This is a genomic window from Paraneptunicella aestuarii (assembly GCF_019900845.1).
Lineage (GTDB): Bacteria > Pseudomonadota > Gammaproteobacteria > Enterobacterales > Alteromonadaceae > Paraneptunicella > Paraneptunicella aestuarii.
In genome coordinates this window covers 1,631,362-1,644,903 of sequence record NZ_CP074570.1, presented here as the reverse complement: position 1 = coordinate 1,644,903, position 13,542 = coordinate 1,631,362, and the positions used below count along the sequence as shown (strand labels likewise).

Genomic DNA, 13,542 nt, shown 5'->3' with positions numbered 1-13,542 from the left:
TAAAAACGTGAAAAACTTCAGCTAAATATTCCAATTACTTTGCAACATTAGTAACTTAACGAACCTAATGTGATAGTCTTCACTCACTGATTCCCCCCGTGCATCACTACCTTTACCTAGCCCATCCTTCCATCGAACATAACGACACACCTGCTCGCTGCTTAATCCGAGCTGCGCATAAGAAAACATTAAAAGGAAAAGTACAGAGAAAAAGAAAGAGCATATTGCCCTGCTGTTTCTCTGCCAAACAAACAGGGCAATAATACTCCGTGCTACTGGATTATTTTCATGCTAGTGAAAGCGACACAAGTCTATTTAAAAACCTTCTGCTTCCTCAAATAAAACGCCACCATTTCTCAGGGCGATTTGTTCTGCGTGCTTTAGTTTTTCCAGAATATGAATTTTATACTGCAACTCTTCCAGCTCACATTGCTCAGGCAATTCGCTGATCAGTTCCAACAGTTCTCTTTTTTCTACATACATGGCTAAATAATGATATTGCAAAATACACGAAGGTAATAATAGACACCATTGAGACATACACAAGCTCAATAGGAATATATTTTTATACTCTGTAATGGAAGTTAACGGATTAAGAAAATAACAGAGAAACTAACATTCTGTAGAGAAAAGGATTATGAAGAGAAGCAAACAGGGCTTTGAAACCCCATTCAGAAATAAGGTTTAATAGCTACAAATCAATGAGTTAATGATCATCCAAGCCAGTGATGTCACGAGACAACATAAAATAAATACTGACTGCATAAGAGACAACAACAGCGATCGCAATGAAGGTTAATGTATTCACAGGTACGAATAGCCATACCAAAACACATAATACTGTTCGCATTATGGCGTGGATAATACCCACGGGATGTTGCACTATCCAGGAATAGACAATCCAGTGTAACCCTAATCCGATACCAACGCTCAACGGCACGAATTGCGGCGCTTTCATCATTAAAGGAACATGCACAGCCCAAAGCAGATTGACCATTAACACACCCAACGCCATCAGCTTGGACAATGGATTGACTGATGAAGTGATATTTTCTTTACGTAGCTTGGCAATACCTAACGCCATAGGAAATATCGCACCGGTAGCAAACAACAAAAAGAGAGTAGCGTAATACTGATTTAAAAACAGGCTGGCAATACCCACCACAGTCCAAACGATAGCGCCAGAAATAGGTAAAGACACCGCGCGATTCGTCGTGCGCTCAAAATCCTGTCTTAACTGCTCCAAATGTTGTTCACTACTCATCTATAGGCTACTCATATTAAAGAATTACTTCTTCTGCAAATAACGGATTTGCACCATCAATCGCTTGTTATCCAACAATTCAAAAGCACTTTGCTTAAAGGAAGGCGGCCCCATTCGCCCCATGGCGTTATTACTGAAGAGCAAACCTTCCGACGGCATTCTGCCCTTGGAATCAATACGCCCATCATCATTTTCATCATGGAACGCAGCAAAAGCATACTCGCCTTCTGGTACATCTTTAAACTCGATTTTCACAACGCCTTTTTTCGCAGGCACCGCTTCTCGAATTGCACAGGTGTTGGGAAACGCTTCTTCTTTCGTACACAACACCGCTCTAACCGAACCCGCTTCTGAGCTGATCCCGGTTGCCACTACGGTCAGGTTGTAATTTGCCGCCAATGCACTGGGAGACATCAGCACCGTCATGAAACTCATCGCCAACAAAGTTTTCAATTTTTGAATTCGCATACTTTCACTCTCCATTATTGTCGATTTGCTTACCCAAGCCTGTTTACTCTCATCAGCTCTGAGCGAACTTTTCTTCAAAGTTACCCTTTTCAAGAGAAAACAATTGGTTGGCATACTCGGCAGCATGTAAATCGTGTGTCACCATCACAATGGTTTTCTTAAACTCTTTATTCAATAGCTGTAATATTTCCAAAATCTCTTCGGTGGCTTCCGCATCAATGTTACCCGTTGGTTCGTCACACAAAATCAAAGGCGTGTCAGAAACAATCGCGCGTGCAATGGCTACCCTTTGTTGCTGGCCTCCAGACAATTCATCGGGTAAGTGCTCAGCACGATCCTGTAATCCTACAAGTTCCAAGGCTTTCATCACTCGACGTTTACGATCTGCACTGGGCAAATCTGTCAGAAGCAAAGGCAGTTCAACATTTTCTGCGGCATTTAATATTTTCAGCAAGTTAAATGACTGAAAAATAAAAGCAACATGATGTGAACGCCACTCTGAAAGTTGTCCTTCAGTGTATCCGTCGATACGTTCGCCATTGAACCAGTATTCACCTGAATCAACCCTGTCTACACCACCGACCAAATTCAAAAAGGTGCTTTTACCTGTGCCGGAAGGCCCCATTACCGCGTAAAAATCACCTTCATTGATAGAAAAGTTCAAATCATCAAACACCCGGACATCAGCGTTTTTGCGATGATAAGCTTTTTTAACGTTTTGTAGTTTTATCATGGTTTACTTCATTCCTGTCAATGCATGCCCGGCTATAGCTTGTGCCTGGTCTTCCATAAAACTGACTCTCACCGCCATATTGGGTAAGATGCGCTCGGATTTTTCCAGGATTTCGATGCGCACTCGCACCGTGGCCTTGGAGCGGTCAACAGTTGGCACTATCTTCTTGACTCGTCCTTCAAAATGCCAATCTTCATAAGCATATAATTCAGCCTGTACTCGTTGCCCTTCACTGATCATGTTCAAGAACGACTCATTCACATCCACTTCAATTTCCAGCGATGCCATATCAACAATGGTGCAAATACCAGTACGGGTATAACCGCCCCCCGCGGAACTTGGCGAGATGATCTCCCCCGGCTGTGCATTTTTGGTTGTGACAACGCCCGAGAAAGGTGCTCGAATAGTATGATCCGACAAGCGTTTTTGCAGCTGCTCAATCTCAAGTTCATTCAGCAATACATTGGTTTTTGCGGTTTCCAGATTCGCTTCTAATACTTTGATATTAATGGTTAAAGTATCGATGTCTGACTGATTCGAGAAATTCTCGCTCATCAAGTCCTGTTGTCTTTTTAACTTGCGCTTGGCATCCAGAATCTCAGCTTCGCGTTTCTCTACTTCGGCTTTATACAAAGCACGACGACTTTCAGCCAATTGCAAATCCAGCTCAGCAATGCGAGTGTCTAATTTAGCAAGAGCCTGACCTTCCTCAACCTTAACGCCCTCTTCCACGTATACTTCGTTGATCAAGCCAATGGTTTTGGCTGAAACCGTGGCAATACGTTGTGCCGTAATATGCCCCGACACTTCAAGAATACTGCCAGTTATCGAAGGCTTTTTGTTAACGTCGTTATCCGATGAACTGGTTGTGGAAAGAGACGTATTGGAAACAACAACATTAGATTCTGCACGTCCTCCTTGGTTAGAAGAAGTATCTACGCGACTAACAGAACGTGCTGTGTGCGAAGATTGATCATCCGCCGACCACTCCTGCCACCCCATATAGCCAGCACCCAACGCAACAACAAGAGCTATTGCCAGCGCTTTTTTATTTCTATTGGCACGACGGACTTTCTGCCCAGAGCGGTCAATTCGAAGTTCGTTTAATGCTTGTATTTTGTCAGTCATGGTCGTCTATCTTTTTTACTACTACTTCCCGGCTCGCACTTTCATGCCCGAGTACGCAGGAATTAATCCCGAGAACAATCCTACCGCTACAGCCAGTCCAAATGCTTGCAACGACGTAAGGCTATCCACATGCAAAGCAAACGACACCGTATTAAAGCTGCTACCAAAAGTAGAAGCCAACAGGCCGTCAAACAGCGACCAGGAAATAACGATGCCCAACACACCTCCAATCAAGGAGAAAATAAACGCTTCATACATCAACATAAAAAACGCGATGCTGCGCTGAAAGCCCAATAAACTCAGGATTTTCAATTCATGCTGTCTGGCATCCACCGCCATTTTCAACGTATTGAACGTGCCACAAAACGCACCAATCGAAAGGATAATCGCCAGCGGCCAACCTATATATTTAATCAACCCAACCGTGCTGCTGGACTGTTGCACAAAATATTCTTTTTCTGTTTGCAGGATCAGATCCAGACGACGCTCGTCTCCAATCAACAGCATCAGGTTAATCAAGGAATCTTCGTCAACAATCGGCATTCTTACAGACTGAAACTGGTTCTGACGCTCAAAGTCACTCTGTACCGTTTGCACACTGCCCCACACTTCCGATTCAAACAAATTACCCTGTAATTTGAACGTACCGACGATGCGCCAATCCACGCCACCCAATCGAACTTCATTACCAATATCCAAACCAGATACTCGGCGCGACAGATTTTCACCCACAATCAACTCAGCCGTACCGGGTCTAAACATGCGACCGGCAACCAACTCAAAGCCTTCATGTAGCGACACAGCATTCTCGTATAACCCTCGCAGGTTGATATTGATTTTCTTATCCGAGCCACGCAAATTACCAGAAACAATGATCACCAATTCAGGCGAAATCACTTGCTTGGAACCATACGCCTGAGTCACCAAACCACGCAGGATTTCTACCTGCTCCTGGCTCACATCACTGGTGATCTCAGTTTGAGCATTAGAGCTTAAAGCAATGCCAATGTTCTCTGAACCCGAGTTCGTCAGTGCTTTTTCAAAGCCTTTCGCCATCGACAAAAAACCAATCAGCACAATCACCACCAAGGTAATCGACAGAGTTGAGGTCAACGACATCCACTTCTGTTTCAACATGAAACGCGTAGAAATAGCAAAGAAATGCAAATATAAACCAAGCTTACTCATGGACTTTAAATGCCTCCGCTGGTTTCATTTTCAACGCCAGAATACTGGGAATAAGCCCGGCAATCGCACCTAGCATCAGCGCAATTCCAATAGCTTGCAGCACAACGAAGGAAGGCAAATTAATATCGGGAATAATCGGCCAGTAATAAATCATGGCTTTGTTCACGCCAAAGCTCAGCGCCAAGCCAACCAAAGCACCAATGGCCACCAAAATATAGGTTTCGCCATAAATGATGCCGAAAATACGTGCATTGGAAAAACCAATCACTTTCAACACCCCAATGTCTCGTGTGCGTTGGCGCACAGTGAGTGCAATGGTACTGGCAACAACCAATACGATAGATAAAAACGAAATCAACACGACACTTTTGATAATGAAAAACACATCACCAAACTGCTTAAAGAAATCATCGTGGAAGGCTTTGTCCGTCGCAGAAAAAGTATTATTAGATGAACGCAAAAAGTGATCATCAATACGAGTCGCCAACTGATTTGGCTCCACGCCTTCTTCTGGCACAACAATGAAAGTGCCCACCGTGTTCTGCCAAATCACCCGACTGTCATTCAAAAAATCATAATGAGCGATGACATACTTACGACCGCCAGACTCATCCGTTGTCGTAAACAAACCACTCACCTTGAAAGACCAGAAACCTTCACCAGAACTGGGCTGGAATAAAATACTTTTCAGCGGGACGACATCGCCGACTCGCCAGCCAAAACGCTTGGCAATGTGATAATTCACCAACAAGCCATTCTTGGTACGCAGGAAGTTATCCACCGCCCCTTGCTCCATCACCATTTCAGGGTGTTGTGGGATCCAGTTTTCCGCATCCACGGCAAAAGACATAATATCCTGATCTGTGTCCTGATAATGCAAGCCATACCAGGTGGCGTGCCCCACCGATTCAACACCATCAATCTTGGCAATGCGTTGTTGATAGGAAAGCGGTAACGGATTCACCAAGCCGCCTTGACTCATGACCATCAAACGGCTTTGAGCAAAGGTATCGCTACCGCCAGACATGGAAAAATTAAGCGTGCCTAGCACACCGAAAATAAGGAAACCGGAACAAATAGTGAAGAGCAGTAACAAGGTTCTCAGCTTGTTACGCTTGATATTGGCCCAGGATAGCATCAAATCACCCAACATAAGCGCTAACCTATCTCTGTTGGAGAACTTGTTGCAGAAGCGTTTGTCGCCAGAGCATCACGAATACGCGAAGCCAGCACAAACTCGTAAGCCGGGGTTACCCCCAACCTATTGTTCAGCATGTGGATCTGGGAACCCACCATGCTCATTATCGCCATATGAAATTGTTCTGTTGAAGACACCTTACTTCCATCAACAGGAGAAATCAGACCTCCATCCTCGTATATCTTTTGCCATTGTGGAACACTTTTCTTAAGAAAATTAACCCAAGTGCCTATCACTCCAAAAGAGCCACCAGAAGAGCCGCCAGCAGAGCTATTGTTAATGGTTTCCTGACGAAAGGTTTCTAATGTTGCTTGTAGTTGTACATCTGGGCTTCCAGGATTAATACCGCCAGCATGCCCGCGCCAAAACTCAGCATAATAAGTTGCGAATTGCTGCAAGGCCATTGGCTCTGGGTTAATGGCAAAAATACTACAAGCAATGATTTTCATGGAAAGCTGCAAGCGCTGTTCAATCTTGCCTTGTGTCGCTGCGATAATGGCCTGAGCAATTTCACTGGAAATATAAAACAGATCCTCGTTCACCGTAATGGCAAGTTCACCGCCATAACGAGCGAATTCAGGCTCATAATCAAACATCTCGACCGAACCGTCGTCATGCCATTGCAATGAAGCAAAATCCACAGGCTCACCATCAAAACTGTGATTACCGTAATACTGCTCTGCCGTCAGAGGCGTGACACTGATATATTGCTGCGCTGCGCTTTGGATTTCCTGCTGCAAAGCCTCTGCATTTTTCAGATTCAAAAAGCGAACACGAACATGAGGGCCGCCATCCCAGTAGCGCAAGAAGAACCAGGCATCAGCGCTGCCAGAGGCTTTAATGTCTTTCACCTTCACCGACAACCACTCACGAATAAAGCGCTCCTGCTGCTCAACGTCGTGCAGGAAAATGTGAAATGCTGTCCAGTTTCGTGTGTAATTCATACTCATAATAGTTTCAATGCAAAGTTGTGATGGCGGTTAAAACCAACCAGAACCTGAACCACTAGCTGTCCTTCCAGTCCAAGTCGCTGCTGTAATTTGGTGTCGCGGAACATACGTACCGGACGAGCGAAAGCGTCAAACAAAGACGCAGCCAGGCAGATATCATGCCCCAAGGCTCCGGCCGCCATATGCGCCAACCGTATGGCAGCGTCACCGTAATCCCGCTCCAGTTGTGCGGTATCAACCGTAACAAACAGCTCAAAGGCCATCGAAGCCAGATTATATTTCTGGTTATCGCTATAAAGACAGTCGCGCAAGATATCTAAAAAGGCTTCGGTCTGATTAGGCTGGTATTGCAGTTCACCTGCGCCATCGTACATACCAATTGCCGGGCCATATGGATTTATCCAGGCCACTTTCACCTGCAAAGCGGATTCTGCGGGCATAGTTTCTCGGCGGCTTTTCAATCCAGTCAACACAGACAAAAATCGAGTCAGGAAGCCCGCATCCAGCACTTTATTAATTTGAGAAAATCCAGTGGCATCGTTAGCTGCCGAACGGCGAACCAAGACATCCAGCACATCGTCCTGTGGTAATTCAGCTAGAGCTTGTTCCGACAGTGTCTGTTTAGAATGAGCAGCTTCACAAACCTCATAAGGCGTGGCGAAAATATCTAACAAGCTTTGCAAGTTGTGGAAACGTTCATGAATACCTTCCGGCTCAGACCAGATAGACACTCGATGCGTTTGTGTCTGTTGCAAAAAGGCTAACGCGTTATGTTCATCGTCAATGGAAAGACTCAAGGCCGCCAAAGTTTGCTGAACGCTATCGGATTCAACCAACAATGACTGTAACATCTGTAAATCAGTCTTTTCTGTGGTGGCTGCAACGCCAGCCAATGCTAATAAATACTGCAACTGCGTAAGTACGATTCCCGCATCCAGCACCACGCCATAAGGGGAATATTCACCATACTTGCGAGCAACCGCCCAATAATGGCCAACAATAGCGATATGACATTCGCCCGCCGCCAATTCAGTACCGTAATTCACATTAGAAGCCACCTGCTCCAGCGCGTGGTAGTTAGCGTGATAGTGATAAACGTCTACGTTGTTCGACTGACTCTGGTTTTCTTTTTCATGTCTAACAATCAACTTAATGCCACAGGAAAACAAACCACCAAAAGAGCTTACCGGATAATGCACATCTGGACGATTTAACGGTTCATATCGAACCGGAGAAGCCAAATAACGCAGCACCAAACTCATTTTGTCAGCAAAAGACAATTCAGATAACGAACACGGCTTTCCAGCCAGGAAATCAGCAAATGACTGAGCCTGACGAGGCACATTGGTATTCAAAAACACCAACTTAGCCATTTTTGACGACTTATCCGCTTTCGCGCCGTAATGACGGCTGTCCTGCAATATAGGCATATTCAGGTTGTCGAAGCGGCGATCTGTCGCCAGCCCCCAAGCGTCTTTTAATGTCAGTGTTGTCAATTTAGCCGTTTGCATCTCATTCACCTTAGCGCCCATTTAATATTGGCTCCCCTGATTACCTGATACTGATTAAGGGAAGTTATGTGGGAATGGGTTTAACTCGGCAACGCTGGCAAAAGGTGGTTTACCTGAAGCGCGCGCAAACTTGTTCACTCGTTCCAATGAGATACGACGATACTGATGGCCAAAGGTCACAGGCATAAGCCCCGGAGCAATCACCTTAACGCAATGCAGTTGGTGCGGTTCCAGCTCTTTGAAGGTTAAATCTGCCACGATCACGTCGTCGGCATAATCTCGCACCTTGTCCATCAAATCGTTGAGATCATCGGTGATATTGCGATTGATCTTGCTGCGATAATCACTGCCGTAAATCTCTTCCAATGTGCCCTTTGGCTCATCGGAAAACAGGAAACTCAAACGCTCATAGGTTTCAGGCAAGCTGTACAGCAATACGTGGTCGTGCATTTCCACCACTTTGGAATCGTCGTTGAGCATTTCCAACGCCTTTTCTTTTAATGGCGGCATGGACTCCTGATACACACCCATCGACGTCGTAACTTCAATCAAGCCACTATAAATCGCGTTTTCAGGTAGTAAATGCGCGCCGGCGGCACAGTAAGATTTAACCGGTGCATCGTCAGCATCATCAACAATCATGCACCAGACAACAGGCACATCAATGCCCACTCGCATATCGAAGGCATGCAGCGACAATCCTCTGGCATCAACACGATGAATCAACGCCTGAATACGGTCATCGTCAATACTGCGTAAATCAATTTCTCTGGGCGTAAACTGTCCATACCAGGTGGTCAGGTAGGCGTCACGCTCAACCAATTCCAACAAGCCATAGAAAATCGCTTCTTCCAAGGCTCCGCCCAGAGCACAACCGTTAGAGGTTTCATAAATAAAGCGGTTTACTTTCACATCAGGCGTGTTGAGCAAGTAATAGAAAATAGACTGCTCAGGCACCAAAATTTGCTTGTTGTGGAATAACGACTGACACCACACCCAGTTGTATTCAAGATCATCGGTATAGGGATGCAAGACAAACTCGTTTTCTTGCAATTGCTCAGGTTCATGCAAAATCATGGCGCGAGGATCCAGGGCATGTTCCGCCAACTCACGATAACTACCGCGCACTGTGGTTTTATGGCGCTTGGGAGAATGCCCGGCATGGCGTTCCAGGGTTTCCAGAATTGCCACCATTTCGGCATTTTGGCGAGTTTCGCTACGCCCATAACCGCTCTCGGTTTCATGGGTGTACATGATAGGCAACTCAGCAGAAAACATAGGCATCAGGTTCGACGATAAGCTATAAAATACGTGACGAACCAAACCAACGTGGCGATCCAAAAAAGCTTTTTTCAAGCTTTCCAGATTTAAATGAGGGTTATCTACACGAGAATCTGAACCTTCTGCTTTATCCAGTGATTTCAGTGTAAATGCAGCCGTTTCAGGTGAATTTTCCGGTAAATCGGCGCAAATTGGACAATCAACAACAGAAATAAAACCATGTTCGGAACTGCGCACATTCACCAGATCCAAACGCACAGTTTGGCGATATAAGCTGTTACCTTCATTTGCGGATTTATTATCTAGCGTTGCCTGTAAATAATGTCTCAATAAATGCGTAAACAGATTCGCTGTTGTCGGCGCTAAAGAAGAAGGCAAACAGTCACGGCGCGTTTGTGCAGAATCACTCAACGTAGCCCAATGATGCGGCTGCTGATTGTTGTTATGTGCCCAACGGCGCATACAGGTAAAACAGCCTGATTCATCTTGTTTCACATAAGGCCCAAGCCAGATGTAACCGGGCTCCAGGCCAATGATCAAAACCGGAACCTGTTGCGCTCTTGCTGCACGTTGAACCTTATCGAACCAGACATGCTCACGCAAACTGGCTACAGCAATCCATAATTGTTCAACATTCTCAGCAAGATCATTTTCAGGGATTTCATACGAATCCATGCAAGTGATCTGCTTTGCATCCGCTAAACCTTCAAGCAATACCGGATGCAGTAAATTGTCATCATGAAGGATATGAATATTAAGCATATTCAATGTGTTAAGTGCTGGATGTGCGTCAACTACCATTACACACCACCTATTTTATCAACACAGCTCTCTTCAACACTGCTTTCTTCTGCTAATAAGGCATAGCCTGAATAAATGCCGTGAGTCGCTAACATCACGTCACCTTGCACGCGTTCCAGTTTTGGCAATTTGGCAGCAGAATGATGTAATAACTCTCGTAATACTTCGCCAGTTTGATCAGTAAACTGCACTTCTGGCAACGCCAAATCAATCGCCGATTCAATAACGTTTGCCTCATCAAACTGAGCCTGTAGATAAACACCACACAAACAGTCGCGAATGGCTTGTTCTGCCGTTGCAGCAACTGTTGAATAGGCAGTGTCTGAATTTAACAATTGAATGCTGGCAACAAAGCAGTAACAAGCTTCATCCCAGTACAAAATCAGGGCATCATGGCGATAACCAACAGATTGAAGAAAGTGCAACAGCAATTGCATTTCTTCATCGTCCAACTGCATCAGATTAATACGCGCAGACAGCGCTTTTTGCACAAATTCAGGCTGCTCCGACACCAATCGCGCATAAGCGTTTTTCTCCCAGCTTTGCTGGTCAAAATCTGTAGTAATGCGGGAAACAGGAACACCCAACTGAGTCGCGGTGCGTAACGATAATGCCTGAGCAATCGCACGTAATCCCGCAGTTGCCGCATTTAGGCCACAGCTCATCACCTCTTTCGCAGCGCAATCCATGGAGCTTGGGAAGCTCAGTCTTAGCTTGGAATGGAACAGAGGCACCTGTTTTACTTCCTTACCGACAGATTCATCAAGGCAACCCAACAAAGGATCAAAATAGGCAGTTAAAGCTAACCTCACCTGTTCGTATTGTTCCAGTTCGCGATCATCCGGCATTTCATACTCAGCCTGAAACTGTCTGACTTCATCCGCTGAAATGCCGCTGCTCACTTCCACTGGCAATAAGGGATGCCGAGACATTTCCAAATGGCTGGAAACTCGATAAACGTAGTTGCTCAAACCTGAAACATCAATATCGAAAAAGCCTTTGATGACATTCAAAGCGGCAATGCTACCCAACATGGAAAGCCCCGCTTGCGGGAAGCTTAAGTCACTGTCGGCACTGACTCTGGTTAACTGCTCTGCCATGTCATTGAATCCGGTGCCAGAAACACTGGACAAGGGTGACACCACAGCTTGCCCGTATAACAAGCCTGCAACCAGACACGCCTGTTCAGCATGATGATAATAGCTATGACCTGCCTGCAATTGAGTCGAACAATACAGAATTTGATCGAAACCGCTCACATCCGTCGTCGCGCCTTCGGAAGCTAAAATCAGCTCGGCGCTAAAACCTGGAAGCTTTGCAGAGTAATAGTCCAGCGCATCTTTGATTTCCTGACGGGAAATGGTTTCTTTGGTCATCACTACAGTTAGCGTTTGAATACCCGAAGTCGCTACCCCTTCCAGCGCAGATTTCAACACATAACCATCGCCCACCAAGGCAATCTTTTGCTCTTGCCATTGTGGAAACAGGTTGATGAAATCAGCAGAGGATTCGCTTAAATAACGGAACAGATCACGGAAATGAGTAAATGCCATCCATGATTCAGGCACTAGCTGCTCAGCGTCACGAGGCATCAACATTTGATGCTGCGCCAATTGCGTGATCAGATTGGTGAAGAATGGACGTAGCTTTTCAGGCAATTTGCTCTGAATATCCAGCAAGCTAAAACCGGCATCAATAAAGCTGATGATCTTGGCAACCAATGGATAAATGCCGTCACCTTTTAAGATAAAGCCACCAGATTGCCCTTGGAAATAAACGCCGTCAGCGACTTTATTAAAATAGATATGACCTTTCAGACGCAAATTACGTGCGAATAAATCTTGTTCGGCTGCGTTACTCATTTTCCCCTCCTACCGCTGAAGGGATCACATCTTTCCAGGATATGCCATACACGCGCTCAACCGAGTTGGCGATAATGTGGCACAAGGAAAATTTTTGTACGGGTGTGATATCTAACACTGGCAACAACAGATAAAAGTAATTCACTGTTGTGCGATAAGTGATGAAGTCATGAGAGCGGAATAACTGACGCCCTTCCTCATGCTGCAACGCCGTGTTAACCACTTTGCCCGTATTGTAATCCCGGCTGGGTTTATTAACGTCTTCCGGCACTTGACTGGAAACAGACTCTGCCAAATCAGCAAAATTCTGTTCTGTGCTGGATACTTCACTATCTTCACGAATAATTTGTTCGTAATTCTGATCGACCACCTGACGATTATTGTCAAAGGTTGTCACCACAATATGATTCCAATACTGCAACATGGATTGCACCGAAGGTGGCAAGCTCATTTCAGTAAATTTATCGTCCACCACAAACGGCAAATTGCTATCAATCAATGGCGCATATTTCTTGTCCAACAGATCAAACTTGCCTCGTAAGGCGTCCTGCTTGTCAAAATTTTCAAAGAAATATTCAGCATGAGAGCGATAAGAGATGTAACCTCGCTTGATACCATCAGGCTTAAACTTGGCTGCCACCGATGCCATCATGAAAATCAGGCAGACAAAAAACACGTCACTATTGGCTTTTTTCAGTCCCATCAAATGAAACAATAAGCCCGTGCTATCGACCAGAAACTGTTCTTTGGTATCGTGAAAACCTGCAATATTGATGGCTTGACTACGCTGATATAAGCCCACGGTTACCTGATTATTTTCTAATAATGGCAAGTAAGGGGGTGGCTCTAATTCACTCATTGCTAACTGATACGATAAACGCTCGTATTCTTGTGCATTAAGCTCTGCCGTTGCAGGATTGTCAGCTAACCAGCTTTCAATATGTTGTTTGGCATAGGGGAAAATGTCGTTATTAAACTGTTCAACATCGCAATCCACCACAAGATCTACATGAGGGCCAAACTTCCAATGGCTGGTCATAAAGACACGTAAATCCAACTGCTGAATATGCTCCACCACGTCTTTTACCGGGTTTTGCAACAATGCTGATTTGTCGTTATCGAAATAGGCAATTCGGATCACATTCCACATAACTGACT

12 protein-coding genes are annotated in these 13,542 nt (G+C 45.1%); all 12 read right to left on the bottom strand.

Annotated features, from left to right (window positions below):
* Positions 1–315: 315 nt before the first annotated feature.
* Positions 316–540 carry a hypothetical protein gene (locus tag KIH87_RS06820; RefSeq protein ID WP_232360784.1) on the bottom strand — a complete coding sequence of 75 codons (225 nt, stop codon included), beginning with the start codon at positions 538–540 and terminating at the stop codon, positions 316–318.
* Positions 541–706: 166 nt separating this feature from the next.
* Positions 707–1,264, bottom strand: a complete 558-nt coding sequence (locus tag KIH87_RS06815) for a DUF7010 family protein (RefSeq protein ID WP_232360783.1) — start codon at positions 1,262–1,264, stop codon at positions 707–709.
* 24 nt (positions 1,265–1,288) lie between these two features.
* Positions 1,289–1,732 (bottom strand): DUF2141 domain-containing protein, encoded by a 444-nt coding sequence (locus tag KIH87_RS06810; protein WP_232360782.1) that lies wholly within the window; start codon positions 1,730–1,732, stop codon positions 1,289–1,291.
* 52 nt (positions 1,733–1,784) lie between these two features.
* Positions 1,785–2,465: an ABC transporter ATP-binding protein gene (locus tag KIH87_RS06805; protein WP_232360781.1), complete on the bottom strand. Its 681-nt coding sequence runs from the start codon at positions 2,463–2,465 to the stop codon at positions 1,785–1,787.
* A gap of 3 nt (positions 2,466–2,468) precedes the next feature.
* Positions 2,469–3,593, bottom strand: a complete 1,125-nt coding sequence (locus KIH87_RS06800) for an efflux RND transporter periplasmic adaptor subunit (RefSeq protein ID WP_232360780.1) — start codon at positions 3,591–3,593, stop codon at positions 2,469–2,471.
* Positions 3,594–3,614: 21 nt separating this feature from the next.
* Positions 3,615–4,781, bottom strand: a complete 1,167-nt coding sequence (locus tag KIH87_RS06795; protein ID WP_232360779.1) for an ABC transporter permease — start codon at positions 4,779–4,781, stop codon at positions 3,615–3,617.
* Entirely contained in the window at positions 4,774–5,934 is a 1,161-nt protein-coding gene (locus tag KIH87_RS06790; protein ID WP_232360778.1) for an ABC transporter permease, read from the bottom strand. The genes KIH87_RS06795 and KIH87_RS06790 overlap by 8 nt, the downstream gene beginning before the upstream one ends.
* 5 nt (positions 5,935–5,939) lie before the next feature.
* A complete protein-coding gene (locus KIH87_RS06785) occupies positions 5,940–6,929 on the bottom strand; it encodes a lantibiotic dehydratase C-terminal domain-containing protein (protein WP_232360777.1) in 990 nt (329 codons plus the stop codon).
* Complete coding sequence (locus KIH87_RS06780; protein ID WP_232360776.1) at positions 6,926–8,440, bottom strand: nitroreductase family protein; 1,515 nt, start codon at positions 8,438–8,440, stop codon at positions 6,926–6,928. Before KIH87_RS06780 ends, KIH87_RS06785 begins: the two co-directional genes overlap by 4 nt.
* A gap of 54 nt (positions 8,441–8,494) precedes the next feature.
* A complete protein-coding gene (locus KIH87_RS06775) occupies positions 8,495–10,522 on the bottom strand; it encodes a TOMM precursor leader peptide-binding protein (protein WP_232360775.1) in 2,028 nt (675 codons plus the stop codon).
* Positions 10,522–12,384: a hypothetical protein gene (locus KIH87_RS06770; RefSeq protein ID WP_232360774.1), complete on the bottom strand. Its 1,863-nt coding sequence runs from the start codon at positions 12,382–12,384 to the stop codon at positions 10,522–10,524. Before KIH87_RS06770 ends, KIH87_RS06775 begins: the two co-directional genes overlap by 1 nt.
* Positions 12,377–13,534, bottom strand: coding sequence for a lantibiotic dehydratase C-terminal domain-containing protein (locus KIH87_RS06765; protein WP_232360773.1), 1,158 nt, complete (start codon positions 13,532–13,534; stop codon positions 12,377–12,379). The genes KIH87_RS06770 and KIH87_RS06765 overlap by 8 nt, the downstream gene beginning before the upstream one ends.
* Positions 13,535–13,542: the final 8 nt, after the last annotated feature.

Coding starts and splice junctions, on each gene's coding strand:
- KIH87_RS06820 (WP_232360784.1), bottom strand. CDS start 540: ATGTCTCAATGGTGTCTATTATTACCTTCGTGTATTTTGCAATATCAT.
- KIH87_RS06815 (WP_232360783.1), bottom strand. CDS start 1,264: ATGAGTAGTGAACAACATTTGGAGCAGTTAAGACAGGATTTTGAGCGC.
- KIH87_RS06810 (WP_232360782.1), bottom strand. CDS start 1,732: ATGCGAATTCAAAAATTGAAAACTTTGTTGGCGATGAGTTTCATGACG.
- KIH87_RS06805 (WP_232360781.1), bottom strand. CDS start 2,465: ATGATAAAACTACAAAACGTTAAAAAAGCTTATCATCGCAAAAACGCT.
- KIH87_RS06800 (WP_232360780.1), bottom strand. CDS start 3,593: ATGACTGACAAAATACAAGCATTAAACGAACTTCGAATTGACCGCTCT.
- KIH87_RS06795 (WP_232360779.1), bottom strand. CDS start 4,781: ATGAGTAAGCTTGGTTTATATTTGCATTTCTTTGCTATTTCTACGCGT.
- KIH87_RS06790 (WP_232360778.1), bottom strand. CDS start 5,934: ATGTTGGGTGATTTGATGCTATCCTGGGCCAATATCAAGCGTAACAAG.
- KIH87_RS06785 (WP_232360777.1), bottom strand. CDS start 6,929: ATGAGTATGAATTACACACGAAACTGGACAGCATTTCACATTTTCCTG.
- KIH87_RS06780 (WP_232360776.1), bottom strand. CDS start 8,440: ATGCAAACGGCTAAATTGACAACACTGACATTAAAAGACGCTTGGGGG.
- KIH87_RS06775 (WP_232360775.1), bottom strand. CDS start 10,522: ATGGTAGTTGACGCACATCCAGCACTTAACACATTGAATATGCTTAAT.
- KIH87_RS06770 (WP_232360774.1), bottom strand. CDS start 12,384: ATGAGTAACGCAGCCGAACAAGATTTATTCGCACGTAATTTGCGTCTG.
- KIH87_RS06765 (WP_232360773.1), bottom strand. CDS start 13,534: ATGTGGAATGTGATCCGAATTGCCTATTTCGATAACGACAAATCAGCA.